Annotated in this window: 29 protein-coding genes and 4 pseudogenes; 13 read left to right on the top strand and 20 right to left on the bottom strand. The window is 57.6% G+C overall.

All coding sequences use genetic code 11. From position 1 onward, the window contains the following. Window positions 1-437: 437 nt before the first annotated feature. Complete coding sequence (locus NKH54_RS31885) at window positions 438-848, bottom strand: patatin-like phospholipase domain-containing protein (RefSeq protein ID WP_023669676.1); 411 nt, start codon at window positions 846-848, stop codon at window positions 438-440. Between the two features lie 483 nt (window positions 849-1,331). Between NKH54_RS31885 and NKH54_RS31880 the strand changes: the two genes are divergently transcribed. Next, on the top strand, window positions 1,332-2,078 hold the full coding sequence (locus tag NKH54_RS31880; RefSeq protein WP_023699539.1) for a Crp/Fnr family transcriptional regulator: 747 nt from the start codon (window positions 1,332-1,334) through the stop codon (window positions 2,076-2,078). Window positions 2,079-2,475: 397 nt separating this feature from the next. Here NKH54_RS31880 and NKH54_RS31875 read toward each other — a convergent pair whose 3' ends face one another. The 4 genes from NKH54_RS31875 to NKH54_RS31860 form a co-directional block, all read right to left on the bottom strand. Further along, window positions 2,476-2,760 carry a PilZ domain-containing protein gene (locus NKH54_RS31875; RefSeq protein WP_084630714.1) on the bottom strand — a complete coding sequence of 95 codons (285 nt, stop codon included), beginning with the start codon at window positions 2,758-2,760 and terminating at the stop codon, window positions 2,476-2,478. Between the two features lie 186 nt (window positions 2,761-2,946). Beyond that, window positions 2,947-3,189 carry a DUF982 domain-containing protein gene (locus NKH54_RS31870; protein ID WP_023669677.1) on the bottom strand — a complete coding sequence of 81 codons (243 nt, stop codon included), beginning with the start codon at window positions 3,187-3,189 and terminating at the stop codon, window positions 2,947-2,949. Then, window positions 3,189-3,419 carry a hypothetical protein gene (locus tag NKH54_RS31865; RefSeq protein ID WP_023669678.1) on the bottom strand — a complete coding sequence of 77 codons (231 nt, stop codon included), beginning with the start codon at window positions 3,417-3,419 and terminating at the stop codon, window positions 3,189-3,191. The genes NKH54_RS31870 and NKH54_RS31865 overlap by 1 nt, the downstream gene beginning before the upstream one ends. Window positions 3,420-3,624: 205 nt before the next feature. Next, entirely contained in the window at window positions 3,625-4,542 is a 918-nt protein-coding gene (locus NKH54_RS31860) for an NADP-dependent oxidoreductase (RefSeq protein ID WP_353029688.1), read from the bottom strand. Between the two features lie 276 nt (window positions 4,543-4,818). Here NKH54_RS31860 and NKH54_RS31855 point away from each other — a divergent pair, with 276 nt between their 5' ends. Then, window positions 4,819-4,995: a DUF3072 domain-containing protein gene (locus NKH54_RS31855; RefSeq protein WP_502902289.1), complete on the top strand. Its 177-nt coding sequence runs from the start codon at window positions 4,819-4,821 to the stop codon at window positions 4,993-4,995. 68 nt (window positions 4,996-5,063) lie between these two features. Here the strand turns inward: NKH54_RS31855 and NKH54_RS31850 are convergent, their stop codons facing one another. After that, window positions 5,064-5,279, bottom strand: coding sequence for a nuclear transport factor 2 family protein (locus NKH54_RS31850; protein WP_280940454.1), 216 nt, complete (start codon window positions 5,277-5,279; stop codon window positions 5,064-5,066). Window positions 5,280-5,363: 84 nt separating this feature from the next. Here NKH54_RS31850 and NKH54_RS31845 point away from each other — a divergent pair, with 84 nt between their 5' ends. The 3 genes from NKH54_RS31845 to NKH54_RS31835 all read left to right on the top strand — a co-directional run bounded on the left by NKH54_RS31845 (window position 5,364) and on the right by NKH54_RS31835 (window position 8,252). Then, entirely contained in the window at window positions 5,364-5,516 is a 153-nt protein-coding gene (locus NKH54_RS31845; RefSeq protein ID WP_353029687.1) for a GNAT family N-acetyltransferase, read from the top strand. Window positions 5,517-6,901: 1,385 nt separating this feature from the next. Beyond that, entirely contained in the window at window positions 6,902-7,144 is a 243-nt protein-coding gene (locus NKH54_RS31840; RefSeq protein WP_155922525.1) for a hypothetical protein, read from the top strand. A 733-nt stretch (window positions 7,145-7,877) separates the two neighbouring features. Continuing rightward, window positions 7,878-8,252, top strand: a complete 375-nt coding sequence (locus NKH54_RS31835; protein WP_245261419.1) for a VanZ family protein — start codon at window positions 7,878-7,880, stop codon at window positions 8,250-8,252. Window positions 8,253-8,918: 666 nt separating this feature from the next. Here NKH54_RS31835 and NKH54_RS31830 read toward each other — a convergent pair. Continuing rightward, window positions 8,919-9,155 (bottom strand): hypothetical protein, encoded by a 237-nt coding sequence (locus NKH54_RS31830; protein WP_023669684.1) that lies wholly within the window; start codon window positions 9,153-9,155, stop codon window positions 8,919-8,921. On the opposite strand from NKH54_RS31830, the gene NKH54_RS31825 reads away from it, so the two are divergent. From NKH54_RS31825 to NKH54_RS31815, 3 genes and pseudogenes are all read left to right on the top strand, one after another. Continuing rightward, on the top strand, window positions 9,098-9,313 hold the full coding sequence (locus NKH54_RS31825) for a glycosyl hydrolase 108 family protein (protein WP_353029686.1): 216 nt from the start codon (window positions 9,098-9,100) through the stop codon (window positions 9,311-9,313). The genes NKH54_RS31830 and NKH54_RS31825 overlap by 58 nt on opposite strands. 163 nt (window positions 9,314-9,476) lie before the next feature. Next, the gene (locus NKH54_RS31820) at window positions 9,477-9,677 is read left to right on the top strand and encodes a DUF1515 family protein (protein ID WP_023695071.1); all 201 of its coding nucleotides are present in this window, start codon (window positions 9,477-9,479) and stop codon (window positions 9,675-9,677) included. Further along, window positions 9,646-9,912 (top strand): annotated as a pseudogene (locus tag NKH54_RS31815) (Crp/Fnr family transcriptional regulator); the annotation flags it as partial. The gene NKH54_RS31820 and the pseudogene NKH54_RS31815, both read left to right, overlap by 32 nt. 582 nt (window positions 9,913-10,494) lie before the next feature. On the opposite strand, the pseudogene NKH54_RS31810 reads toward NKH54_RS31815, so the two are convergent. Beyond that, window positions 10,495-11,248 (bottom strand): annotated as a pseudogene (locus NKH54_RS31810) (IS256 family transposase); the annotation flags it as partial. A 38-nt stretch (window positions 11,249-11,286) separates the two neighbouring features. Between NKH54_RS31810 and NKH54_RS31805 the strand changes: the two are divergent. Beyond that, window positions 11,287-11,403: pseudogene (locus NKH54_RS31805) on the top strand (transposase); the annotation flags it as partial. Here the strand turns inward: NKH54_RS31805 and NKH54_RS31800 are convergent. Beyond that, window positions 11,366-11,515, bottom strand: a complete 150-nt coding sequence (locus NKH54_RS31800; protein ID WP_023672262.1) for a hypothetical protein — start codon at window positions 11,513-11,515, stop codon at window positions 11,366-11,368. The pseudogene NKH54_RS31805 and the gene NKH54_RS31800 sit on opposite strands and share 38 nt — an antisense overlap. A 526-nt stretch (window positions 11,516-12,041) precedes the next feature. After that, entirely contained in the window at window positions 12,042-12,275 is a 234-nt protein-coding gene (locus tag NKH54_RS32625; protein ID WP_502902286.1) for a Y4oE-related protein, read from the bottom strand. 25 nt (window positions 12,276-12,300) lie between these two features. On the opposite strand from NKH54_RS32625, the gene NKH54_RS31795 reads away from it, so the two are divergent. After that, window positions 12,301-12,510: a hypothetical protein gene (locus NKH54_RS31795; protein WP_023672260.1), complete on the top strand. Its 210-nt coding sequence runs from the start codon at window positions 12,301-12,303 to the stop codon at window positions 12,508-12,510. Window positions 12,511-12,644: 134 nt separating this feature from the next. Beyond that, window positions 12,645-12,836, top strand: coding sequence for a hypothetical protein (locus NKH54_RS31790; RefSeq protein WP_023672259.1), 192 nt, complete (start codon window positions 12,645-12,647; stop codon window positions 12,834-12,836). A gap of 2,310 nt (window positions 12,837-15,146) precedes the next feature. Here NKH54_RS31790 and NKH54_RS31785 read toward each other — a convergent pair. From NKH54_RS31785 to hxsD, 4 genes are all read right to left on the bottom strand, one after another. Continuing rightward, window positions 15,147-15,701, bottom strand: a complete 555-nt coding sequence (locus tag NKH54_RS31785; RefSeq protein ID WP_023672256.1) for a PH domain-containing protein — start codon at window positions 15,699-15,701, stop codon at window positions 15,147-15,149. Between the two features lie 112 nt (window positions 15,702-15,813). Next, the gene (gene hxsC, locus NKH54_RS31780) at window positions 15,814-16,980 is read right to left on the bottom strand and encodes a His-Xaa-Ser system radical SAM maturase HxsC (protein ID WP_023835545.1); all 1,167 of its coding nucleotides are present in this window, start codon (window positions 16,978-16,980) and stop codon (window positions 15,814-15,816) included. A 1-nt stretch (window position 16,981) separates the two neighbouring features. Beyond that, window positions 16,982-18,439, bottom strand: coding sequence for a His-Xaa-Ser system radical SAM maturase HxsB (gene hxsB / locus NKH54_RS31775; RefSeq protein ID WP_023835544.1), 1,458 nt, complete (start codon window positions 18,437-18,439; stop codon window positions 16,982-16,984). Beyond that, a complete protein-coding gene (hxsD, locus tag NKH54_RS31770; RefSeq protein WP_023672253.1) occupies window positions 18,432-18,764 on the bottom strand; it encodes a His-Xaa-Ser system protein HxsD in 333 nt (110 codons plus the stop codon). Before hxsD ends, hxsB begins: the two co-directional genes overlap by 8 nt. A 777-nt stretch (window positions 18,765-19,541) precedes the next feature. On the opposite strand from hxsD, the gene NKH54_RS31765 reads away from it, so the two are divergent. Continuing rightward, complete coding sequence (locus NKH54_RS31765; RefSeq protein ID WP_353029685.1) at window positions 19,542-19,910, top strand: sunset domain-containing protein; 369 nt, start codon at window positions 19,542-19,544, stop codon at window positions 19,908-19,910. 14 nt (window positions 19,911-19,924) lie between these two features. On the opposite strand, the gene NKH54_RS31760 is transcribed toward NKH54_RS31765, so the two are convergent. The 4 genes and pseudogenes from NKH54_RS31760 to NKH54_RS31745 all read right to left on the bottom strand — a co-directional run. Further along, window positions 19,925-20,185, bottom strand: coding sequence for a PIN-like domain-containing protein (locus tag NKH54_RS31760; protein ID WP_023672250.1), 261 nt, complete (start codon window positions 20,183-20,185; stop codon window positions 19,925-19,927). Then, the gene (locus tag NKH54_RS31755) at window positions 20,182-20,547 is read right to left on the bottom strand and encodes a hypothetical protein (protein ID WP_023672249.1); all 366 of its coding nucleotides are present in this window, start codon (window positions 20,545-20,547) and stop codon (window positions 20,182-20,184) included. The genes NKH54_RS31760 and NKH54_RS31755 overlap by 4 nt, the downstream gene beginning before the upstream one ends. 23 nt (window positions 20,548-20,570) lie before the next feature. Beyond that, window positions 20,571-20,807, bottom strand: a complete 237-nt coding sequence (locus NKH54_RS31750) for a hypothetical protein (RefSeq protein WP_023672248.1) — start codon at window positions 20,805-20,807, stop codon at window positions 20,571-20,573. Between the two features lie 75 nt (window positions 20,808-20,882). Then, window positions 20,883-21,110, bottom strand: a pseudogene (locus NKH54_RS31745) (helix-turn-helix domain-containing protein); the annotation flags it as partial. Window positions 21,111-21,643: 533 nt separating this feature from the next. On the opposite strand from NKH54_RS31745, the gene NKH54_RS31740 reads away from it, so the two are divergent. Next, window positions 21,644-21,871, top strand: coding sequence for a hypothetical protein (locus NKH54_RS31740; protein ID WP_023672245.1), 228 nt, complete (start codon window positions 21,644-21,646; stop codon window positions 21,869-21,871). Window positions 21,872-22,148: 277 nt separating this feature from the next. On the opposite strand, the gene NKH54_RS31735 is transcribed toward NKH54_RS31740, so the two are convergent. Further along, window positions 22,149-23,462, bottom strand: a complete 1,314-nt coding sequence (locus tag NKH54_RS31735; protein ID WP_023724595.1) for an HlyD family type I secretion periplasmic adaptor subunit — start codon at window positions 23,460-23,462, stop codon at window positions 22,149-22,151. After that, a partial coding sequence (locus NKH54_RS31730) for an ATP-binding cassette domain-containing protein (RefSeq protein WP_353029684.1) occupies window positions 23,449-24,068 on the bottom strand: 620 nt, incomplete at its 5' end. The genes NKH54_RS31730 and NKH54_RS31735, both read right to left, overlap by 14 nt.

Below are 24,068 nucleotides of genomic sequence, written 5' to 3'. Positions count from 1 at the left end.
ATGATGAGACATGCAGGCTCGAACCACTCCAAAACCCCTTCGGGCCAAAAGTGTTACCCATGTCTCCGATATAAACCGTAACCTATGTGTCCGGAATGGACCCAGAGAAAACTGGTGCCCAGAGGCGGAATTCAAGTGAAGAAAATCCCGTTTTGCTTTCAGATACTTAGGGGAATGTTAGCCGCATCTGATACCAACATAAATACCAACAAAATATTCCTGTGGATTGGTTCGGTTCCTGCTATTTCTCTCAATGCCTTGCACCTGCACCTTGTCTCTTCCGGTCTACATCCTTCTTGGTCATACCTCATCATGCGGGGTCGAGTGAAGACCACGGCTGGCCAAGACGACTTAATCAGAACGGATGGCCATTGCGCTCAATATCGGGATCGCTTTAGGCGGTTTCTGAAAGCCGACATCGTGCGAAGAACAGGTGGCTATTTACGGGTCCTGAGACCTTGGCCCATACACCGCTTTGTAGGGTGGACGCGGCGCAACGAAAAGCGCGGCCAGCCGTTCCTCATGTTGCTTGACCAGTGAGGCAGCAATAACAGGTAACTCTGCGGCGGACCGGTGTAGTCGTCGAGGTCGATCGGATTAGACTTCATAGGTGCTCCGTCGACGCGTAGTAGACGGTCTCGTCCTACCAGCAGCCCAGCTTGGCCCAGTGCATTCTGGCTTTGCAGGCGCATGGCGGCAGAAATGATCTCGCGCCAGTGCCTGATACCGCCCTTGGCGATTTGGCCCTTGGTGAAGGCGAACTCCAATTCAACGCAGCCGAGAGACAGGATGTCGATTTGATGTCGGTCAATTGCGTAGCAGGCCATGGCATCGACCAACGCTGTCATATAACTGGCATAGTAGGATCGGCGCCTCGGAGGTGCCGGGCCACATCCCACCCGCTTGGGCCGTCCCCAAGTCTGATATCTGTCAGGAGAGCCACAACTCGCTCCGGCTCACGATCGAAAGTCGCAATCGCTTGAAGGCCCTTTTAAGCCGGCGACCACCTCGAACCCGGCCTCCCGGAGAGAGTTCTCGACGTCTCCACGATCAGCACGGAACCCGATGACATTGAAAGCCTGCTTCGTGCGCCCCAACAGTTGAACGGCTGCGAACTCTTAAGGTTCCTGGCGCGCAATAGCACTCGTTAATCCGGTGGAAAGCAGGTTGTGATCCAGCCGTTTCGAACAGGTTGCGGCAGGCGAAAAGGATTGAGGACAGCTGAACTTTGCGCGCATCATCGACGCACTGACCATTGGCCTTCGTCTCCTCTAGGCAGCGGGAACATTAGCGCCAACTAAAAGTTGGGAGCAAACACGAACAGGTTCTTGATGGCACATGATCATTCTTTCAAAATGTTGATCCGCAAGCTCCAAGCCATCTCGGAACTCGCAGAATCAGACATTGCGACCTTGGGGAACATCTCGATTCAGGAGAAGAGATATCAGGCCAACGAAGACATTCTGCGCGAGGGCGATAAGCCGAGCCTTTCGTTCGTCGTTCTTGAAGGCTTAATAGGGTCGATCAAACTAACCGGGGAGGGGAAGCGTCAAATCTCCTCCTTTTTTGTTCCGGGCGACATTCCCGACCTGCATGGTTTGCATTTGTCGGTCATGGATTGCACTTTCACCCCTCTCATGCCCGCTAGGGTGGGCTTCATGCGGCACGACGAACTTCGCGCCGTTTGCGACCAGCACTCTTCGATAACGAGAGTGTTTTGGCGCTCGACGGTGATCGATGCGGCGATCTATCGAGAGTGGGTCACCAACGTCGGTAGGCGCGACGCCTACTCGCGTATGGCTCACATTCTTTGCGAACTCATTGTTCGCCTTCGGTCGGTAGGCCGCATTGAAGATCATGTGGCCTATCTCCCCATAACGCAGGCTGCACTTGGCGACGCACTTGGCCTCTCTACCGTGCACGTGAACCGAGTGCTTCAGGACCTTAGACGCGACGGTCTGATATCCACCGTTGGCTCGCGTTTTCATGCGACCGACTGGGCAGGGCTCGTTCGCGCCGCAGATTTTGACTCTACCTATCTTCATCAAAGGGCTGCGCAGACGGGTGCCGGTTTCTGATCCTGCTGGGTCGCTCATGATCCGTTGAGCCCTCGCGATCCTCAAAACCGAATCTCCTGTAGAACCCGCACTCCAACAGGAATGTCGATCACCGCTTGAGAACTGGACCGCAGACTTACCTAGCGACGGCATGGCTTCTCAAAGATACGACCTCAGGAGGGACTCGACGAAACCTGAGCGGTGTTTGACGCGTTCACTGGCCAACCAGCCGAGGCGTGGGGCGCTCCGGCTAAATATCTGGACGGGGAATATTCCCGCGATTTTGTAAGCCTTCTGACCGCGTCGACCTGAAGCGAAGTTTCGCCGGGGGGTAATCTCTAAAGTGCGACTGCCATGGAACACGTGCCGAGCGCCGGAGAGTGTCCAATTCCCCGGTCTGTGCATCCCGGGCACAAGCTCAGCCATAGTGGAGACGCGGCTTTGGCAACGTTCCTATAAATTGAACCCCAATTCGGTCGTTCCTGCGCCACCGCAGGACTGCCTCGTAGGCAACGCCGTCGGTCGGCACGTAAACCACGAACCGCTCAGGGACACGCGATTCCACCGGGACTTTGAGCTCAGCTCTGCCACTGTTTTGGTTCCGAATGGTGCAACTGATCTCGGAGTTTGTGATTCCGCTGATGATTGAGGCGCCTTTCAGCACCCGCTGCCTCCGTTCGCGGCGATGCTCTTCATCAACCATGTGACCTCCATCGGTCACCCGCGGCCCTATATGGTACGCGCACCGGCGAATAAACTGTCCATCTAGGTCGTCGCTCGTTAGTGTCTCACTTTAAAGTTTGACGACGGAGACGGACAGCATAAATGCCCGTTGCGCCGGTGAATTCGCAACGCGAACAGACCCGAATGGGCTCGTCGTATAGCGTTGTTAATCCGGCAGCAGCATCTCCTCTTCATCGGCCGCGGCTTCGAACAGCAGCCGGAAGTCATTACCCGGCATTTTGCCATCCATCGCAGATAGGCAAGCCTCGGCCGCCAGCCGCCACTTGGGGCCACGATTGGACCACTTTAGGAGCTCCTCGGCGGCGGCATCAACCCGGTTGACACCAAGGCGAAGCCCCGGGCGCTCAGTCTTCACATAAACCGGAGGGTTGAACCAACGGTGGGGCATCACGCCTCTCGAACGTCAAAGGCGATGAACAGTCCCCAAACGGAGGCTGATTTGACGATCATTTCGACTAACTGGCAGTCAGTTTCGAGAAGATCGCCGCCGCGCTCACGGACCGCTACAATGGTCGCTTTGACGGAAATAATGTCGCCGGGTTGAGAGCCCAACAGGACCTCGCGGACCAGCTCCTTGGCCGTTTGCTGCGTAGGCCGAACAGGTGCTTGAATGTCCATCCCATCCTCCCAGAGAGATAGAACCTCAATCAGCTATTCTGTGGGTCACTTTCCGAAAAAGGCAAGAGTCGGAAACGTACAAAGTAGGTTCCCGCAAACACCGCCCTACGATGGCTAAATCCCGCGACAGGCGCTGATTTGCACCTCACCGTGTCAGCTGCCGACGCGACCATAAGGAGCGAGGGCCCGCCTCTCTCCCAAGTTCTCACGGACGAACGCGGATAACGGTCTTTCCTGCACGTCGGTCCGTTGAGTTGAAGGTGCCGATGGCATCATCCAAGCTCGAAACCTTACCAATGTTCGACCGCAGTCGTCCATCGCGGATCCGCTGCACTATCTCAGAAAGCTGGGCTCGATCAGCCTCGACGACGAAGTCAACGGTCAGGCCGTCTGCAGGTCGAATATCCGTTGGTCCGACGACTGTGACAAGGATACCTCCGGCCCGGACAAGCGTTGCGGATCGCTTCTGGACATCGCCGCCGATGACATCGAACACCAGATCGACGCCGCCGACATCTTCAAGGGTGTCTTTTGCGAGGTCGAGGAATTCATTTGCACCGAAGTCGAGCGCTTTCTGGCGGTCGGCGGCCCGCCCGGTGCCGATCACATAGGCTCCGGCCTCCCTTGCAAGCTGCGCCACCATCGAACCGACGGCACCGGCAGCGCCATGCGCGAGAACGCTCTGCCCGGCCTTGATGCGGCCATGCTGGAACAGCCCCTGCCATGCGGTTAGGCCGGAGATCGGCAGGCTAGCGCCCACCGTAAAGTCGACATCGCCGGGCAGCGGCGCGAGGTTACGGGCCTCCAAGGCAACATACTCGGCGAGGGTGCCGTCGCGATGCCAGTCCGCGAGGCCGAACACCCGCTGACCTCTAGAAAGCCCCGTGGTGCCGTAGCCGAGCGCAGTGACCACACCAGCCAGTTCGTGGCCGAGGATCGAAGAGGTCCGGTCACGGAAGGCTCGGTCGGCCCACGTCGAGGGCCACTCCAGTTCGGTGTTGACGAATCCTGCCGCATGAACCTGTACGACCACGTCGTTAATTGCCGCCTGAGGCTCGGGCAGCTCCACCAACTTCATCCCGGCCGTTCCTGCAGTCTGGTCCGTCGCTACGATTGCTTTCATGGGGCGTCTCCTCACCGTTGGGGTAAATTGCGGGCGCGGAGGGTCTTCGATGTCTCGCGCAGAGTTGGCGTTGAGTTCATCGTTGGCGACCGCGAGCGGAAGCTAAGCAATCTCGTCGGATTCTTCCAGCACGGGTAAACTTGCGTTCGTGAACACCCCTGCCATCGCAATCTCAGACACTTCAAGCATGTGGAACAAAAGCAGATCAAATACGTTGTGCCGTTCCCAACATGGAGAGCGTCATGCAAAACTACACCCCGAGCCAAAGGCGAAGCTATCAGCAAGGATCCTGACGAATGGACGACGGGAGACGAGCCAATGACTCCGTCGCAAGCTTCCTACTTGAAAACATTATGTGAGCAGGCGGGCGACGACAGAAGCTACGCCGAAGATCTAAGCAAAGCCGAGGCCTCGAACGGAATCGACGCGCTAAGGACTGAGCTCAAGCTCTAAAGGCGCTGGGAGACCTACGACAGGTTGGTCAGTTTTGCGGTATTTGGCCTCTGATCTGGACGGTCGTATTAGTGAAGGTGGTAGAGTTTGCTAAGGATCTTCAATTCTCCTGCGATCTTGAGCAGAGAAATATAGTCGGTGAACCTTGTGGTTCCAAATTCGTCCTCGACCTTCGCAGTGGCTGCATCGCCCGTAATGTCGAGCGATGCGACTGCCCAGTTGGGGCTGGTGTTCGGCGGCAAGGCCGCACTCATTACCTCGCCGACATAGGCATCGACACTCAGCCATGGAGCTCGAAGAGATCGCGGCTATCTACCCGCTCTATCAGCAAACCGGGTATGGGCGGAAAGTGGGCGTAGGCCGACCATGTGGTTGTCGACGCCGAGATGCGCAGTGCTGGTATCGGCGCCAAACTGATGGGGCGGATCGAGAAGGAAGCAACGCGTTTCGGCTGCGACATCACCCGCATCTCGATACGAGCGCACACACAAATTCTACAGCCTAAACGGTTAGGCCGATGATGCGCTCGTTCTGGTCAGCCACTGAGTGCATGGGCCGAGGCAGAGTTCCCACAATATGCTGCGCACAAAGTAGCGACAGAGCGGGCCTAGAAGCGACATAGCGCCGGGTGTGAACGCGAACGCAGCCGGCGCCCGAATGCGTTCAGCGAGCGCCGTCGCGTCCACCTTGCCTTTCTTTGACGGCCCTGTTGTTCAGCTTCCCACGGCAACGCGTGGAAGTCGGGCTGGTGCCCCGCTTCACGGTAGCCAGCCTGAGTGAGTAACTTGCTTTGTCCCGCTCCACAACGCAAACAAACGGCGGATTCCCCAAGCACCTATAAACGCCTACAGCTTTTTCCATGCGACAGGTGTGCTGCGGGTGCTCGAAGATGTCGTCCTTCATTGCGATGACAGAACAGGGAGCGAGGACAACCGGTCAGGCCCAGCGCGCCCGCTGCAAAGTCCCGCAGACGGCTGCTGGGCCGCTGGCGGGCAGCGGCTACTTGCTGAGGATCCAATCCACCAAGCCAGTTTCGATCAGCTCGAACCAATCGTGCACCAGGGCCTTGGCTAAATCGCGCCATTGACACTCAGGCGTACGGGAGACGGCAACAGTAGAATGGTCGGCATCTTCCCAGCCTCGCGCCACGTCATCGCGATGACGTTAACGAAGGCGCATCAGCAAGGTGGCCGTAGTGGCCGCTTGAGCGATATCTATGGGTGTTGCAACCATCGCAGCCTCCCTCAAAGCGATGGCAAACCCCTCACTAGTAAGCCCGCTCAGACTCTCTCTGCAATCAAAAAAAGAGGGTGGGGCGGTGTGGTATCCGCCGGCTGGCGAACATATGCGCCTCCTCCCAACGCCAGCGAAACATCCAAACGAACGAGGCGATCTAACAGCGATCTCACCATCCAGCCAACACATAGGCCTATAGCAAAGGCTTATAATCGCTGAGAGAACGAAAATGGCCGACGCCATGGTTGGGGAACCCGGGTGGGTAGGCGCCGGCCACAAGCGGAACAGGCCCGCCGCGCCACACACATGGCTGATTTGTCATCACGTGGTTATGGTGTGATCGCGTAGGGCTAGACCAGCGGAACCTAGTAAACGCCGCTTATTAAGCGATCCTCGACGCGATCGTTCATCGCCACGACGGCCTGGGAAACTTGACGGTTGCAGCCCTCTGCCATGTCGAGCTCGTCATGAACATCGGCCCTCCGATCATGAGCAGGCATGCGCCCATCCTAGCATATCGCGCTGCCGGTATCGCAAGGCGCCGGCAGCAAGGGGGAGGCGACCAGAGCCGATGTGAAGGGACTAGGCAGCTAATATTCGCTTGCGCTAATTTAAATGTGCCGTAACGTCAGGCTCAGCCTTTTTGGGGAGGCACAACGTGGGGAGTATGATGAGAGTTGCTGTGTTTTGCGCGGCGATCGTGATCGCTGGGACTGGTGTCGCTGTTGCCAAGGAGAAGAAGGTGGTGGTGAGTGACGCCACGGACCTTTGCTCTACGAAGCACTCGGCCAAGAAGCAGGTGCTCGAGCTGGACTGCAGGCCGACCGGAACCGCCAAATTGCCGGCCGGTGGAACGCCGGAAAAGCCGCGCCTCGGATACGACACCGATCCGTGGCTGGTTAAAGGCCTTTAGACACTAGGCGACGGCAACACAGCGCGGCTAAGGGGATGTGCGCTGGCGGTGAAGCCTTCTTTGTTCTCTCATCGGTGGAACATTGTCGCCTGGAAACGCTTCGGACGGTGCACTGCCCCATCAGTGCAACGTTCCCTTCCTTGTTTGCACTGGCCGGCTGCCGAAAGGTGGCCGGCTTTTTTGTATATAAGCGCGACCTGATGTTTGGGGCTTGTTGATTGGACAGCAGCGAGTGGCCGCTGCTGGCTTAGCGTCCAGGATTGGAATCTGTAAAGGCGAGATCACCAAGGCAGGGATGACCAGACTAAATAACGGTTTCGTCTGTTAGCCGCCACGCCGACGATAATTGAATTCAGAAGGGAGTCGGCCCGGCTGCCCAACATCAGGGTGCAAAAGACAGCCGGGCCAAGGCTGGAAAGAATTCCGCTCCAGCCCAGCCGTGCCCAGCACGATACGCATCGCACCTGGGCGCAAGCGGTACCAACGGCTCGCCTATTCCGCCGCGCCTTTTCGGCAGGAAACCCTCGGCCTCATCACAATGGAGGGCGACATTCGCAGCGCCCTATGGAACCATCCAGAGTGACATAGGCTGTTTCATGGAACTTCTGATGACATCAGGAGGCCTGTTAAGCATGCCAGTTGTTCGCGCTCATAGCTCAGATGCAGGTTGGAGCCCTTCCTAGTGCACCAGTATGAGAAGCGAGAACTAGGAACCGGGAGTGCTACGAATAGATTGCCGCAGTCCAGCTTTCATCAGAGCATGGCAAGGGCTGCCTTTCTCTCCACGTTGGCAGTCGTCCTGCTGCTCGCGCTATTGCCAGACCACCTGCTGCACGCCCTCGGATTGGCCTTTACGTCTCATCACGACAAGCTCAACCACGCCGCCGCGTTCGCCACCTTGTCAGCTTTGGGTAGCCTCGGCTGGCCCCAACAGGTGGTCCGGCTGGCGGTTCTACTTGCTTTAACGGGCGCAGCGATTGAAATCCTTCAATGCGTCACAGGGCGTGACATGAGTGTCTTCGACTGGTTTGCCGACTGCGCCGGAATGGCATACGGGCTGAGAACTATGAGCTGGGTGAACGAGATTCTAGGCGAACCGGTTATTTGATCGCAACAGGCTCCGCTTTTCCGCCGCGTCTTGGCCCCACTTGCCAGCCTCACGCCCGGGGCCGCCTTCGATCACCCTCGCTATTGCCGTTCAATTTCCGACGCAAAGGCCGATAGCAAGGGAAATAGGTTTCTGGGCCGCTCACCATTTAGACTTAGGTCCGATTCTTTCGCGCAAATGGCCGAAGCCGGAAACATTTCTCCTTCTACTTTGTTGCAGTGGCCGTGCCGCTGAGGAGAACATGCACAGTGCCTCTATCAAATGAACTGCGCGACGTACCGATAGAATTCCAATGCCCCTCCTGTTCGTGCCCAATGGTGAGAAGGGGATCCTGGCTGAAAACGATTGCCGGTTTCAGCTGCGATAGCTGCAGGTCCAGAGTGCGGATCGGCTACGAAGCGAAGCTGGCCATATTCGACCGGCACCTTAAGCGACGCGCGCCGGATCTGGGCCGACGACCAATGGAGTGCGATCCCGGCAACGGTTCCTGAGAGTGTGTCGGCAATTCAAGCTCCAACTGCTTGCGGTCTGCCGCAAGTCCAAGGTTTCATCTGGTCGCAGGGTCAGGCGGCTCTTTCGTCCGTACGGAACCGATGATGGCGAGAGGTTTCGATGCGCTCGGAGCACCGAGCAGGTCGACACGTTTTTCGTAGCGACCACCAATCTCTAGCTGGCCGCTCCGACGCTCTGACGAGGTGCGAGCAACTTGATCTTCAATAGTCTTTTTCGAGCCAGCATGCGCGCCAATGATAGCGTCGACAGGTCGACAATGAGGTCGTCGATCGCGCCCGCCAAGACACTGGACCCGCGCCCAAATTGATGCACCAGCGCCAGCACTTCCTTAAGTGCCGTCGAGGCTTCACCCGCATCCAGCAGCGCCTCGATGTCATCGAAAACCTGCATCCCGACCCTCCCGCTCTAAAACGGTGGCAATTTCGCGCGAAAAGAAAGCGCCTGCCAAAGTGCTCGCGCACGAAGGCGGCTATTCAAACAACAAGAAAGACCCTGGTGGCCCAACGATGAAGGGCGTCCATGGAGGGCGTTCAGCGAGACGCAACTGAGATTCGGCGCGACATTAAACGACAGCGATGCTTCAGCCGCGCTCTCTTACGAGCAATCCGAGCAGCGCCCAGCCGCCAGCCAATCGAAGATGTACGCCAAGACCGATAAGCTGGCGGAGCGTTTTGCCGAGACTGAAGACGCGGTGAATCGCTCAGCGAAGACATGACCGAGGTGGAGGCGGTCTCTGCCGAGGTGACCCGGTGGAAGTTGATGGGCCTCGGCGCATTGGGCGTCACTGGCATGGCAGCGGCGGCGCTCGCCTCGCTTAGTTACGCCCTGTTGGTCTATCTGGCGCGTGCTGCGCGGCGGATGACGAGCAGGCGGCATAGTCGACAGGCTCTCAAGATGGCTGGTGATGTGTGATGATCGCGTCGACGGGAACAGCTTTGCGATTACGCACGAGTTCTTATCAGTTATGCTCGGTGTCAGGCGGCCCGGCGTCACCATAGCGCTGCAAACCTTGGAGGGCCAAGGTCTGATACGCTCAATGCGAGGAGAGGTAGTCATTCTTGATCGCGCGCGTCTAATTGCGCTGGCTGATGGGTCATATGGCAGGGCTGAAGCCGAATACGCTCGGCTAGTCGGCAAACTGCATTGACGGCAGACGCCGCCCCCGTGCACAGTGCCCCTGCAACAGAGCCCGCCGGCTGAGCCACGGGTGTTTTTGCGTCAGGCGGGAACATTCCCGCTCTGAGGCTGTTTCGCTACAACCGGCTCGTTCTTCAGCGGTCCGTGCCGGTGACCAAGATGCGTCCCTCACTCGTCATGGGATGGCCCGCGCAGCCTCGGAAGCAGGCGCGGGCCATCCCATCAAGCCCTAGCCCCACGGCAGGGGCTTTTTGCTGTTCGGATCTGATGCGGTCCTGGCGGGAGTAAACACTGTCACTCCGTGCCGAGGCGAGTTCCTCCCGGAAATGGTGCATGAGCGCTCGCTCTTCCGCCAGACATGATCGGAGCGACCGTGCCATTTCGATACAAACGGATGATTCTATTGCGTAATCTTTGCTCATCGTCGCATTCAAACTCGCGCTGAGTCTGATTGTTCCATGAGCAGGAGCGCCCGGCTATTGAAAACCGAGCGACTTCTTTCGTTTGCCGACTTAGCTATTGCGCAAGAGCAACACCCAAACGTGAGGTATAGCTCCCTCAGCGCCTCTGGTTGACAATCGTTTCGGCCTGAGATTCCGACGACCTCGGTGCGCCGCTTGATCTCGCCGTTGAGACGTTCGATCGGATTCGTCGAGTGGAGCTTGGCGCGATGTTCCTTGGGGAAGGTCATGTAGGCCAGCACGTCGGGCTCGGCGTCGTCCATGATTGTTGCCAGCTTTGGCACCTTCGGCCGGATCTGGTCGGCGACGGCGCGCCATTGTACGGACGCGGCCTCGGGCGTTTCCTGGGCGAAAGCGGTGGCGATGAAGGCTGAGACGACCCTGTGGCCGCTCTTGCCGGCATGGGCCAGCACGTTCCTCATGAAGTGGACGCGGCACCTCTGCCATGTCGCGCACAGCACCTTGGTGACGGCCGCCTTGAGGCCTTCGTGAGCATCGGCGCAGGCCGCGACGTGTCAGCTTGCGCAGGAACTCTGTCCAGATCGGCTCGGCCTCCGAGGTGCCAATCTCCATGCCCAGTACCTCGCGCCGGCCGTCCGCGTTGACACCGACGGCGATGATAACGGCGACCGAGACGATCTGCCCACCGCGGCGGACCTTCAGGTAAGTGGCGTCGATCCACAGGTATGGCCAATCGCCCTCGATCGGCCGCTCGAGGAAGGCCTTCACCTTCCCGTCGATCTCCTCGCACAGCCGCGAGACCTGGCTCTTGGATATGCCGCTCATACCCATGGCCTTGACCAGGTCGTCAACCGACCGGGTCGAGATGCCTTGCACATAAGCTTCCTGGATGACGGCGGTTAGCGCCTTCTCGGCCATGCGGGCGCGGCCACCGGCGCCAGCTATGGCGAGAAGAACCGCTGCGGCTCGCCCAGCGCAATGGCTACCGCGACCGGGACTGGGAGACCCGGGCCGGCACGGTCGAGCTGCGCATCCCGAAGCTCAGGAAGGGAAGCTACTTCCCAGGTTTCCTCGAACCGCCACCTCCATTTCCATTAGTCGCTCGGCGGCAAAGCCGATCATCTCCCGCAGCAGATCGGCATCCGGGGTCTTCTCCACTAGCGTGCGCAGGTTCATCATGTCGTCGGTCATCGGTGGTCCTTCCGAAATGGGTTGGCGTCAACAACCAAACCCTACCGGAAAGCGCCGATGGCCACCCACACCCCGCTCGCTGGCTACAGCGCTACTAACGGCGCGCTCGTGAGCGGCTTCGCTACCGCCGAGCTACACCCACCTGATGGGACACGACCTTTCATTTGCATTAGGAACAACGCGTAAATGGAAAAGTTGGTCCACCGCAGCGCTCGTGAGGATGCCTTACCGCTGCCGGCCGGCGGCAAAGGGTCCGGCCCGCGCTTTCCTTCCTAGTGTGACGTGGCCCTGAAGGCTGCCAAGTTGTTCCTGCCTCACTGATCCAGTTCAAGCGGATCGTGATCTGGTTGCTCGTGCCACATCACCTCGCGGAAATCGCCTTTGTCGACCTGCTGCCCGCAGATCGGGCATGCGTGAAATCGATCGTCACAGTCCTGCGGTTGGTGTGGCTTGCCGGGGATAGGCGGGTCCAAGGTCGGCTATTCTAGCCATGCGCGACCGAACAAGATGCTGCGGCAAAGTTCCGTCAGTTTGGTTTTCTCAGTTGGTGAAAGACATCGCACCAAAAGCGGTAGTCATCTGGTCGACCGTCGAAATGCGCCTCCAAAGCGCAGTGCGCCACGGCGGTCGGTGCTTCCATCCTATAAAGTTCGATCGCAGATTGAGCGGCCTGATCTCTGTCGACGAGATCGGCAATCTTCAAAGCGGCGAAATCAGCGCTCCGGATCGCGAGCCTCCGTGGACCAAATATTCCCAACACCTAAGGGTGACTATATGATCCCCTCATGGCAACTCTGCGGTACGACGAAAGGCAGGAACCGGATGGGACGTGGACGGTATTCGACGTGTTCACCGGGCTCCCGGCTATTGTAGCGGGCCACCCATCTGTCGACCTTCCCGACATGGAGTATGCCGAGGAGCTGGCCGCCATCCTGAATGCCAACGACCTGAAGCAGAGGCTATCTCACGGTAGGTTCCCCGGAGGGTTCGCCTGACCGAAGTGGCATTAGCCCCCGGTCGTATTGCCCATCCAGGTTGGTTCGTCCGATCCGAACAAGCAATTGTTATTGATCTACCGGCTACGACGGTTTTAAGTCGACTCGCCATTGCTTTTCGTAGGGAGGACGTGATGGGCAACGTGGTGCCAATCTGCAAGGCCGCGCCTTGCGTGGAAGTGGTCGGAGCCAGTGGCGAATGGGTCGTCCGCATCATTGAAACTGACCAGGAAATTACACGCTCATTCGCCCTGGAATCGTTCGCACTGGCCTTCGCAGAAGGCCAGCGGATACGCCTGCATCTCGACAAGGTTGTGCGGCTTTAGGACCCTCCTGCGGCTGGGTACCCTCAGGGCCGCGACGGTGATGGCCGATTGTTCCATTGCTGGTGAGGCTTGCGGTGTGACGTCTCTGTCGTCAGCCCGCGCGGCCGGAAGGGCGGCAGGCTTTTTATTGGTTGAGATCGAGCGGCTCGTGATCGGGCTGCTCGTGCCACATCACCTGCCGGAAGTCGTGTCGGTCTACCTGCTGGCCGCAGATGGGGCACGCATGGAAATGCTCCGGCCAGTCAGCGTCATGTGGCTTGCCGGGCTTAGGCGGTCCAAGGTCAACAATTTTCGTCATCACCAACGAACACGGCGACCCGGCAAAAGTTCCGGGGGGTGTGTGTGCATGCGTTCGAAGGGCTGACAACAAGACCCCCACGCCGGAAGGTGAATGATGATCGCGACGCTAGCCTAGCCATTCCCCAACGGCTCGGACAAATCCGGTTCCCGGCGGCGTTCCCGTCGTTCTTCAAGGAACAGCTTCGGTGTGCTCGTCCCACTCAAGGGGCGTTGTCCCGCGCTCTTGACGAAACTTTCCAAACTCCTTGCGCAGGTCGGCAAGGTCCAATGCCCAAAGATGCTCACTGCTTCCGGGGTTCGACAAAGCGCTCACCAGCTCCGTCCGCTCTCTCGGAATTAAGTTGGCTTCGCGGTTGAGCCTTCAAGGTGGCATTGCGAGATAATTTGCTCGCTTGCTAATATGCCTATATCTTAGGCAGAGGAGTGGGGGGCTCATATCTTCCCGCAGTGGCCGGTGCGGTTAAGCCCCACAAGCACCCCCAGCTGCTCCGGCCATGTCCCACGGCTGGGTATGGTCTTTGCGCTCGGCATATCTTTTCAAGAGCTTCCGTGAAGCCTGACGCAAATTTGTTGCTGCTGCGAGCCGCACCCCCCGTTTGGCGGAGCTTCGTATATCTCTCGCTTTACGACGATCTTATCCGAAGTGATTAGGCGAGCTAGGCGCTTCAGCGAGCTGCCACTACCTCGTAGGCGTCCAAAGCTTCTTGGTGTGCCGATGCCGAAAAGCAACCCAGCGGCCGGTCCATAAACGGCCAGCAAGTCGAAGTCCTGGGCTCCATCCGTAGGATGGGTCGACGAGCGGGTCGAACAGTGGCGCGCGCGCCCCCGAGAGGAAGAGGGAATGTCTTATAACGGAGCGTCCGCAAGTGTCGGACGCTGACCGGGCTGCCCAGCGCAACCCTGCTGAACCCGACGCTTTGGTGTCACTTCCAAGTATACCCTGATGTGCAACAACAACATATGCGCAAATCGAAAGCCGTCCGGCTTACCGGTCAAGAACTGGAGCGCCGCTAAGACGAAAAAGCATCTCGCTGTAGGGTAGCCGAGCAAGGATCTTGCCGTGGTTGGCAATTGCCGCAGCTGTCATTCCTCTACATAGGAGACTGACGCCCCCTTGGGTTCGTTGGCAGATGGCATCCGGACTGTCAACGAGATGCAGATCCGGAACCCCATATACTATGGCAGTTACACCCTCAGGAATGGCTCCGATCGGTTGAACTACCAATATGCGCACACCGAGCAGCCACCCTATGATAATGGCGGCTACGCAACCAGTGCAGCCAAAGACGCCGAACTTCTTCATCGCATCGCACCTATTCCCCGCATCCCATCATAGTACCTGATGGCGTGATGGTGCATTCGTTGCCTTCAGTGTCCACGGAATGAGTTCCGGTGCTGTCTCTCCAGGAGCGAATGGAGTAGGAGTTTCCTTCGCTATCGCTACTGGTGACCTCTTGGCCTCCGTTCGGAAAGCGAAGAGTTTCGGTGTCAATCGAATAGTTATTCCCTTCGGTATCGTACGATCTCACATGTTGATCCCCATTTTTACCGGAATAGGAATCTGTGCAGACCCTGTAGTCGCTTTCACCCAAGCAATCAGCGTATGCGGAAGCGGTGCAGCCGAGTAGAAATGCTGCCGTCAACGATGACGTTTACTTTCATTGAATTTCCTCGATAAAAACACTAAAGCCCCGTCAACAGTCATAACGGCTCTGGGGGCGAGGAACCGCAGCGGCTAGGTATCCTTGAAATTAAACCGCCTATCAAGCCAATCTGCGCCTCTGAAATATACCGCACTCGAGTGCCACGAGTTATTCAAGGTAAGCGTCCAGGCCCAAAGGCTTATGGATACAAGTGCACCAATCCACCCGTACAGCAGAGCTGCCGCAAAAAGCGATGGGGTCGACATAACGAGTATCCACCACTCCCAAATGAAGCGCAGGGTAATACCGACGCAAAAATAAACGGAGATGAAGAGTATAATCCCGACAACGACCCCTATAAAGTCCATTATCCCGCCAGTATTTTTCTTTTTTGCTGTTCGAATTCTTGATCTGTGATGATTCCGTTCGCCTTCAAAGCGCCGAGACGCTCAAGCATTGACACCACGTCGGTACCCTGCGGTTGATTGTAGACTGGAGCTGGCTGCCTTCTCTGCTCCAGTGCATCCCTAACCTTATTGACGAATTTGACAACAGTCTTCTTCCAAACGTTGCTGATGTGCCGCTGCGAAGCTCCGTCTTCGATGGTGATCGAACCAAAGATGAGCCCCGTTTTGCCGCTAACAGCATTTACCTTGTCAAGGCCTATGCTGGCCTGCTTCAGGCCGTAGATCATTCCTTTGTCGAGAAAGATGATACGTCGGTCTGTCAGGGTGATGAGCCACGTGTCGCCGTCCATGAGCCCAGAAGTGAATGCCAATACCTGCTCACCGTCTGAAAGAATCTCCGGAAGGTGATTTAGCTCTTTCTTTGTAAAAAATTGATCGTCGCCGATTTCATCGGCGATACGTTTATACTCAATTCGAAGCTCCGCCTTGGACGCATTTTTAAAATCGAAGGTCATATTCTCTCCAATCGCTATCCGAGTCAGCAGCGCACAGATTGTATTTCTAAGATTTAGGCTAGGTTATCCCACCGGGCGACCGGCTTTCGTAATTTTCAACCAATCTGATGTTCTATTTTGTTTGAAACGCCGAGATATGGGAGCTTCGTGCAAGGTGGCTAGATGAAAAGAAGCCACCACATTCGGCGCGCTTGGAGCAGCTTGTGCACTCGTTCAAGTACGCATTTTTCCAGTCACTAATCGACCGCTTTGCATACTTGTGGATAGAGCCATCAAGAAGACAGAGCTGGTGATTGTAGACTGAAACATTGATCCTAGCCGCAGCCAGATATTGCACAGCCGCCCGCAACTCACTTCGATAGTCGTACGGGTCCATCCAGAGCTTATCCATATTTGCCCTTGTGAAGCCAGTGATCTCCAGTCCCATAAACGTCACGTGGTCTACGAAGGTGAGGTTTCTAAAAATGAAATCTGACAGGTCGACGAGACCTTCATAGGTCTGCTTGTGAACGACAACTCGTATCTCAACCTCAGCCCCGACGGCCTTCAGGTTCATGATCCCGCGGATGGTCTCATCGAAGGCGCCTTTGGACTGAACCACGTAGTCGTGAACTTCCGGGTCGGCGGAATAGATCGGTATGCCGACCGAAAGACGAGGATGTCCAATCCCTTGATAGCGCTCTGCGAATTGCCGATCCTTGAACGTCCGGCCATTGGAAAGAATATGAACCGGCGTAGACGGAAGGTGGTCACGAGCTGATGACAAAATGTCAAAAAAGTCCTCACCCACCAGCGTTGGCTCACCGCCAGTGATCCCGAGAAACGGGGTCGTTACGGGCAGCAGGGGCAGCACATCCAAAATCTCCCTCGCCAACCAGCGATCATCAACGTCTTTGGGTGGCTGGGAGCACATCAAACACAGGTGGTTGCACCGCTCCGTTACGAGGAAATAGTTCGCGTTGGCATCCTTTCTGAACAGGACACGCACTGCCTTCCGATCCGGCACAAAGCGGATGACGTCTCCTTCGCAAAGGTAGTCGAACTCGTGGGGCAGAACGACTAGTCGTCGGTCTGAAAACAGTCGCTCAGCTTCCGGCCGATGCTCCTCAAAGGTGACAACCCACTGGCATTCAGGATGAAACGTCTGCCCCTTGAAAAGGTACGCATCATGTTCTCGGTTAGGCGCTTGGTCAGCTTGGCCCGTCACGAGCCTAAGTGCCACTCGCTGTGAGAAATCACCGACGCTTGCTGACGCAGCGAAGCCACTCAGTCGCAACATCCTAATTCGCCCAACTTAGAAAGAGTTCTCGGGCGGTAACGTCCCTCTCCATAAGGCCGATCAGCCTCTTGAAGATCGACATATTGCGATTGCAGAATCCCGACCGCGTTTTGAGGCCAACAAAGTCGCCCTGCGTTGCGGTATGGAATACTGGATCGGAGCCACAGAACGGCTCGTAAGCGCAGTCGGCGCACATCGGTACGGAGCCTGCAAAAGATTGCTCGATAGGATCGAGGAGAGCGTCGGACCCGAAAATCTCGCCATAGGTGTTTTCGTGGACATTCCCGAGCAGAAATGTCTTGTCGCCCATTTCGGCCAACATTCGTGCTTCGTCGGACGCGTAGACGCTGGCGTCATAGTTATAGACGACGGCGGAGATACCGATGCCTGCCGGGCTCATAAGATCCACATATCCTGGCTCGAAAGGCGTGAGCATCTTTGTAAGGATGGTGGCCGCGTAAAACTCCTTGAAAGGAATGCCGTTACGGTTCAGTTCCAGGATGTAATTCAGCCCGTCGAAGTAGAAATCGAGCCAGCGGTCCACGTCATAGGCTGCGTACGATTTCGTCTTGACCGCGAAGCCGTAAGGGGAAAGCGGCCGAAGGAATATTCCGGGGAAATCTAGCCGCACGTATTCGTCAATGATCTCGCGCGCCAGTGGAAGACTGGCTTTGGTCGTTGTCATAAGTGCGCTGACGCGTTCATGGCCGAGAGCCAGTCTGGCCTTGTGGATACCTGCCACAGCCAATTCGTAGCTGTTCTTTCCCGGGCGCGGTCGATTGGCATTGTGAAGAGTGGCCGGTCCGTCGAGCGACGTTGAAATTAGAATCCTGTGCACGCGACAGAATTCCAAGATTTCGTCGGTGATGACGGCGAGATTCGTCGTGATGACGAATTGCAGCGACCGCCCGGCGACCTTGTTGATCGCTTCAGCCCGATGCACGACGTGTTGGATCAACGGGAAATTCAGGAGCGGCTCGCCGCCTTGGAACTCGATCTTGATAGCCGGACTTGGAGACTGGAAAATGAGCGCCAACGCCTTCTCGGCAGTCTCCTCTGACATATCGAAGGCTGAACGATCTTCGCTTTGGCGAGATACCTGACAGTAGGGGCAGGAGTGCTCGCACCGCAAAGACACGACCATGATGTGAAGCGATGTGAAGTTCTCAAGCCTTCTTGCCTTGGTCCGAACCTTCAGCGCCAGCAGCTCCTTGCCGATATTGGAGGATGCATCAAAGAGGAACTGCCTGCTGCGCAGGCGGGAGTAGGCGGGGTGTGTGCTGGGAAGCTCGTGCCTGATAAACGAAGCCAGCACGGCGCGCGGCAATAGCAGATATTCGCCCGCTTGGTTGGTCAGCACATACCGCTCGTCGTCCAACTGGGAAAAACGAAAGTACGCGAGCTGATAAGTGTCGTCCAACGGTCGCTGGAACTCAGTTGCCGGAGCAAACTTAGTCATCGGACTGCAGGCCCGATCTGGAAAACGCAAGCGCCAGTATCGCGTTTCTAACAGTGGCGGTTTCGGCGGCGATGCTGCTACGCAGGTCCTGATCCAAGACCTCTAGCCGCAGTCTTTCTACCGCTGCGTCGGCCGAAGTTCGCGCGGCCGCCTTGCTGAAGTTGATCGTGCATACTGCGAAGCCGCCCTCGATCGTGATCTCAACCGCAGCGTTGCCGGTTACCCGATACGCTGCGCGCTTTACACAGTCGAGGCTGAAGACTGACAGATCAAACTTGACTTGGGCAGTCTGGACGAGCTCGCTCTCGCGAGGGGTGTCCGCCATCAACAATAGCTGTAGCCAGAGCAGTGAGACCCGTGACTAGCATGGCTCGAATGGCTGGTGTGGTACGCCATGATAACGTCCGTACCATTTGAGCGATCTAGCACCTCACCGTAGCCGAGGTCCGCCGGGACAGTGCCAGCTTCAGCGAGCTTGGTCGAAGGCTGATTTGCCGATTCGACAAGGACTGCAGCCTGAACTTGGCCGCCGAGAATCATCGTGGCCGACAAGGCCATTGGTGACAGGAAATTGCGTTTCGACATTATCCAAACCCCCGTTTGTACGGACTCATTAGCAAAACGCGCCAAGCCGGACAAGTACCGCTTGTGGAGAAGTGCTTAAGGGACCACTAATGTTCCGGGTCAAATACTTGTATTGTGGAGTTGACGGGGTCCGTCTTCTGAGCGCAATCGATCGCAGAAGCGGCCCGACGATGCTCTTTTGCAGCCGCTTCGGCTGCCGCCAGAAAGCGCTCGGATTTCAGCCCGAGACAGCTGTTCGGAAGGTTTGGTTCTGGGCCATTGGCGATCTCCGCTTGATGGGGTTCGCCGCAACGCGGACCATAGTCCTACATGCCACGCTGCCTGACCTCCTGGCCTACTCTCACGGGAGCGATAGGGCCAGGCGCCAAGCGCCACCATCAGGAGGGAAGCGGTCGTGCCGACCATGTCTCGCGCCTGAGCGTCGCGGGCGCCGCATCAAGGAAGCGGGCTACAGCGCTGCGGCCTGATACTGGACTCCCGGCTTCAGACGATGCATTCTCGCCTCGGGGAAGGGATCATGGGCAATTCTGTTCATGCCAGGAGGTTGCAGAGGCGACGGCCTTGGTGGCGCTCGCTTTTCCGCTATCGTCTCGCCGCCGTTCTGGTGATGCTCGGGGCGACTTCCGCGGGCTATCTTGCAGTCGGCGACGATCGGCACGAGCTGCCGCGCGTTCACCATGGCGGCGATTCGTCGGCCAGCAACGCGGCTGTCCGCGAGGCGGGCTGCGATATCAAGGGCAACATTAACGAGCGCGGCGAGCATATCTACCATATGCCGGGGCAGGAATATTACTCTGCTACGCGCGTCAACCCAGCTCGAGGAGAGCGCTGGTTCTGCTCACAATGGGAAGCGTGGTGGGCGGGCGGGCGGAAAGCGAAAGTGTAGCGATTGCCTTTAGACTACACCTTCAGTTGCTCGATGCGCGTGCTCTTTATTGGAAGTTCGAACATCGCGCCGCCCGCGAGTTCCGGGTAATGCGTCGATCGCCAGAGATGACGATCCAACGCCCCCTCCGTGCTCAGCTGGGCGATCCAGGCCACATCTTTCACGCCGGGGCCGAACTTCTCTCTGATATGGACGATCTCATGCTCCCCGGCGAACAGGGCATTTAGCGAACGGGCGAGAGCGGGCGACAGGTTTTCGTCGACCAGGGCTTTCACGCGGCACTCTGAAGGCTCTCTTCGAATTTCATGGCGTCTCTAACAGCGGTAGCTGAGACATCGAAAAGGCGCGCCACCTTTTCCACAAATCCTTCGGCTTCTACAGCTTGCGCAAGCGCCACGGTCGGGACGCCATATTTGGAGGCGATCGGCTGACCGAACGAACGATGGGGGTCGATCACGATGGACTGCTTGCCATTGAAGGGCCGCCAGCGCGCCACCGCGTCATCCTCGATATCCAGGTCTTTGAACGTCCGCTCTATGCAGGAATGCAGCCAGAGCGACGCGGCAAAGCCCATCGGGACGCGCCAGCCTAGGTCTTCCTCCCCCCGCTGCATGCCAGACGTATTGTCCTTGGGCATCGCGCCGCTCCATCGGCGAGGCGTCAGTTCGTCTCGTCTACGATACTGTCATAGTCGCGGCCGATCAGTAGCAGCACGAAGCCGCAGGGCACTGTCACGCTGGTGAGGGCAATAAGGCCGAGCCATCCATAGTCCGGCTTCGCAAAATAGTAGTACCAGCTAATCGCCTGCACCAGCGGAGACACGATCAACATCCAAGCACCCCATTTGCCATCCGTGTTGAGCCGGATCGTTGTCGTCGCCCGATATCTGATTGCCATACGTATGCCCTCCCGTTCCTCAAAAGGCAGCTTCGCGTCGGTTGAGCGCGAACGCAAGCGCCGGCCCGGCTACGGCTTTGCGAGCCTCACGCCGGCGCCTCCTCCATTCTGCGGAATGAGCTCAACCCCGGCAGCCTCCAGAGCGGCCTGCAGGTCGACCAACGTGCGGTCGTATGGCGTCCGCTTGCCAGCTTCGAAATTGGCAATGGTCGTCTTGGCCACCTGGGAGGCCGCTGCCAGCTGATCCTGCGACCATCCAACAAGCGCCCGGGCTGCCCGGCATTGAGATGGCGAAAGTGTCATTTTAGTTAAACCTTACATTAAAGTGACTGTACGATACGTGCAGCCTTATACCATTAGTGCAACGTTATCGCAAATGCAGACCCAAATGCCTAACACCCCTCTTCTGGAGGCCGGCGAAGCTATGGCCGCTGCCTTCCCTTTAGAAGATTTTCCCGCGCCCTGCTCGGTGCCATCGCCTCTATTCCGGCCATAAGAGGCGCGGCCGCGGCGCATGTCTCGCCGCAACCGGCGCCTCTGCCCTCCGAGGAGGAACTGCTGCAAGCCTACAGTGAGTGGCTGTTCTTCGAACGTCTGCTGCTTATGCGCGACATCTACCCTCGCGAGCGCAACCCCTACCGCCAAACAGCCCTCGTGCCCTGCAACACTCTTGCGGCGCATTACCATTTCCCGCTACGATGACCGAGAGTTGTAGCCCGACATGGGAAACGGTGCCCTCGCCAGCCACGCGTGCGCTGCTCGTCTTGCAGACTGTCGGCGTTGACTTCAGGCCGCTGAGTGAACGGCAATGATCTTTCGTTCAGAAGGAAACTGCCATGCGAACGACCGAAGGTGATCGACCGCCTTCCGGCTGGTTTGTGGTCGACGTGATGCGCCGCGAAGCCCGGAAGTGGGACTGGGCGGCGCTTGTGACCGATACGCATCCTGACGATCTAGAAGCTCGGATCTTTGCGAAGCAGTGCTGGGTCCCCATTCCCGGCAAGCACCGAAACCGAGATGCGGCTTGGGATATGTTCGAGGCGATGTCAGCCACGCGGCACTGACTGACTTTCATTCCGCAGAAGAGAAACGAACAGCCCGCTGCGGCTGGTGGCGGGTTTTTCATGTCGCGTTTCATGTCGCGTCCATCAGCCGCGCACCAGTAAAAACCGTTGGAAACCAAGGATACTCAGTTGCAACATGGTGCAACATCAGCTGAATATTACAGAAACAAGCGGTGCCCAGAGGCAAGTAGGAAATGTCGGTGCTTTCAGATCTTACCACGCACATAGCATGCGGACAACCAACAGAAATAGCAACAATAGATTCCTGTGGGTTATTTCATTCCTCCCGGAATGTCCGACTGATTTGGTCCGACAGCGGCTTCACGAAATAGGAAAGCGCCGTACGCTCACCCGTCTGGACCATCGCTTCGGCCGGCATACCGGGCACGAGCGTCAGGCCCTTGAGCTTCGTCAGTTCCGCCTGCGGAACCGACAGGCGCACCAGGTAGTACGAAATGCCGTTTTTTTCATCCGTCGCCAGATCGGCTGCGATCCGGCTGACATATCCGTTCAATATCGGCGTGGTTCTCAGATTGAAGGCTGACATCCGCAGCACGGCCTTGTGACCAAGCTGGATTTGGTCGATGTCCTTCGGGGTGATTCGTACTTCAAGCGCAAGATCGTCGCCTTCCGGCACGATTAGCATGATCGGATCGGCGGGCGTGATCACTCCGCCGACCGTATGAATTGCGAGTTGTTGAATGGTGCCTGACTGCGGCGCGACGATATCGATCCGCCGCAGTTCCTGTTCAACCGCCACCTTGCGCTCAACATACTCCCCGACCTGCGCCTGAACCTCTCTGAGCTCCTGGCCCACTTCCGACTTGAAATCCTGATCGATCTGCGGGATCTGCAGGCGCGTTTCGGCTATGCGGGCTGCCGTCTGTGCCTGATCTGCGATCTTCTCACCGCGTTCGCCACCGAAAGTGGCAACCTGGATCTTCAGGCTGTTCAACCGTTGGTCCGAGACAATGCCTTGGTTGCGCAGCCCACTTAGAACAGCAATTTCCTTTTGGAGAACCTCGATCATTTTTTCACAGGCAATTTCCTGCGCCTTGAGTCCTTCGATCTCGTGGTGATATTGAGTAATGCGTTCCGCCAATTGCGCCTGCTTCCCGTCGCGGGATTGCCTGCGGAATTCGAACAGCAACGTCTCGCTATCTATTGCCGAAGCTACGTCCGGAACATCTCTTCGGGCGAGTAGCCAGTCCGGGAAGGGGATTTCCGCGAGATCGTCACGCTCAGCATCGAGTCGAGCTAGGTAGGCGGCCAGCTCATCGAGCCGCTTGGTGACTATGGCGAGATTAGCGCGCGCCTGGGTGGCATCGAGCCGCATGAGGATGTCGCCGGCTTTTACCTTATCGCCTTCGCGCACCAGGATTTCTCCCACCACCCCGCCAGTCGGGTGCTGCACCTTCTTGACATAGGAAACGACGACAAAGTGTCCGGACGCTACAACCGCACCGGAGAGATTCGTGAAGTTCGCCCAGGCTCCGGCTCCTCCCACAAAGATCACGCTCGCCAGAAAGCCCGCCACCAGGTGGCGGCGAATGGAGCTTGAAACGTCATTGTTCTGATCAATGCCGGACACCGGTATCCTCCATGTCAGCGCGCTCTGCCACGTTATCCTGTGTAGACTCGATGGCCTTCAGGACTTTGGAAGGCGCACCGAATGATCGCTGCCGTCCACCTTCCATCACCAACACCAAATCCACGGCGCGGATGACGCTCGGCTGATGGCAGACAACAACCGCAATGCCCTTGCGCTCGCGCACAGAGGCGATCGCCTTAGCGACTGCAGCTTCGCCTTCCGCGTCGAGATGGATATTGGGTTCATCCAGCACAACAAGGAACGGGTCTCGATAAAGGGCACGGGCAAGACCGATAAGCTGGCGCTGCCCGGCGGAAAGTGCCGATCCGACCTCACCAATCGGAGTTTCGTATCCGTGCTCAAATCGGAGGATCAGTTCGTGCGTGCCCGCTACTTTCGCCGCGGCGACAATAGCCTCAGGGTCAGGATCATGTTCAAAACGAGCAATGTTTTCGGCAATGGTGCCGTCGAACAGTTCAACACCTTGCGGCAGATAGCCGATATGACGGCCTAGTGCTTCCCGGTCCCATTGATCGAGGCTTGCGCTGTCGATGCGAACCTTCCCGGCGACCGGCGTCCATGCGCCGACGATGGCGCGCGAGAGTG

This window comes from Mesorhizobium sp. M1004 (assembly GCF_040318795.1).
Lineage (GTDB): Bacteria > Pseudomonadota > Alphaproteobacteria > Rhizobiales > Rhizobiaceae > Mesorhizobium.
Note: the sequence above shows the minus strand (reverse complement) of the source record. Positions and strands in the feature narration are given on the sequence as shown.

Excerpts from the sequence above, each read along its gene's own strand:
- NKH54_RS31885 (WP_023669676.1), bottom strand. The coding sequence starts at position 848 with ATGACAGCGTTGGTCGATGCCATGGCCTGCTACGCAATTGACCGACAT.
- NKH54_RS31880 (WP_023699539.1), top strand. The coding sequence starts at position 1,332 with ATGGCACATGATCATTCTTTCAAAATGTTGATCCGCAAGCTCCAAGCC.
- NKH54_RS31875 (WP_084630714.1), bottom strand. The coding sequence starts at position 2,760 with ATGGTTGATGAAGAGCATCGCCGCGAACGGAGGCAGCGGGTGCTGAAA.
- NKH54_RS31870 (WP_023669677.1), bottom strand. The coding sequence starts at position 3,189 with ATGCCCCACCGTTGGTTCAACCCTCCGGTTTATGTGAAGACTGAGCGC.
- NKH54_RS31865 (WP_023669678.1), bottom strand. The coding sequence starts at position 3,419 with ATGGACATTCAAGCACCTGTTCGGCCTACGCAGCAAACGGCCAAGGAG.
- NKH54_RS31860 (WP_353029688.1), bottom strand. The coding sequence starts at position 4,542 with ATGAAAGCAATCGTAGCGACGGACCAGACTGCAGGAACGGCCGGGATG.
- NKH54_RS31840 (WP_155922525.1), top strand. The coding sequence starts at position 6,902 with ATGAGAGTTGCTGTGTTTTGCGCGGCGATCGTGATCGCTGGGACTGGT.
- NKH54_RS31830 (WP_023669684.1), bottom strand. The coding sequence starts at position 9,155 with ATGCAGGTTTTCGATGACATCGAGGCGCTGCTGGATGCGGGTGAAGCC.
- NKH54_RS31820 (WP_023695071.1), top strand. The coding sequence starts at position 9,477 with ATGACCGAGGTGGAGGCGGTCTCTGCCGAGGTGACCCGGTGGAAGTTG.
- NKH54_RS31800 (WP_023672262.1), bottom strand. The coding sequence starts at position 11,515 with ATGACCGACGACATGATGAACCTGCGCACGCTAGTGGAGAAGACCCCG.
- NKH54_RS31795 (WP_023672260.1), top strand. The coding sequence starts at position 12,301 with ATGGCAACTCTGCGGTACGACGAAAGGCAGGAACCGGATGGGACGTGG.
- NKH54_RS31790 (WP_023672259.1), top strand. The coding sequence starts at position 12,645 with ATGGGCAACGTGGTGCCAATCTGCAAGGCCGCGCCTTGCGTGGAAGTG.
- NKH54_RS31785 (WP_023672256.1), bottom strand. The coding sequence starts at position 15,701 with ATGACCTTCGATTTTAAAAATGCGTCCAAGGCGGAGCTTCGAATTGAG.
- hxsC (WP_023835545.1), bottom strand. The coding sequence starts at position 16,980 with ATGTTGCGACTGAGTGGCTTCGCTGCGTCAGCAAGCGTCGGTGATTTC.
- hxsB (WP_023835544.1), bottom strand. The coding sequence starts at position 18,439 with ATGACTAAGTTTGCTCCGGCAACTGAGTTCCAGCGACCGTTGGACGAC.
- hxsD (WP_023672253.1), bottom strand. The coding sequence starts at position 18,764 with ATGGCGGACACCCCTCGCGAGAGCGAGCTCGTCCAGACTGCCCAAGTC.
- NKH54_RS31765 (WP_353029685.1), top strand. The coding sequence starts at position 19,542 with ATGGGCAATTCTGTTCATGCCAGGAGGTTGCAGAGGCGACGGCCTTGG.
- NKH54_RS31755 (WP_023672249.1), bottom strand. The coding sequence starts at position 20,547 with ATGCCCAAGGACAATACGTCTGGCATGCAGCGGGGGGAGGAAGACCTA.
- NKH54_RS31750 (WP_023672248.1), bottom strand. The coding sequence starts at position 20,807 with ATGGCAATCAGATATCGGGCGACGACAACGATCCGGCTCAACACGGAT.
- NKH54_RS31740 (WP_023672245.1), top strand. The coding sequence starts at position 21,644 with ATGCGAACGACCGAAGGTGATCGACCGCCTTCCGGCTGGTTTGTGGTC.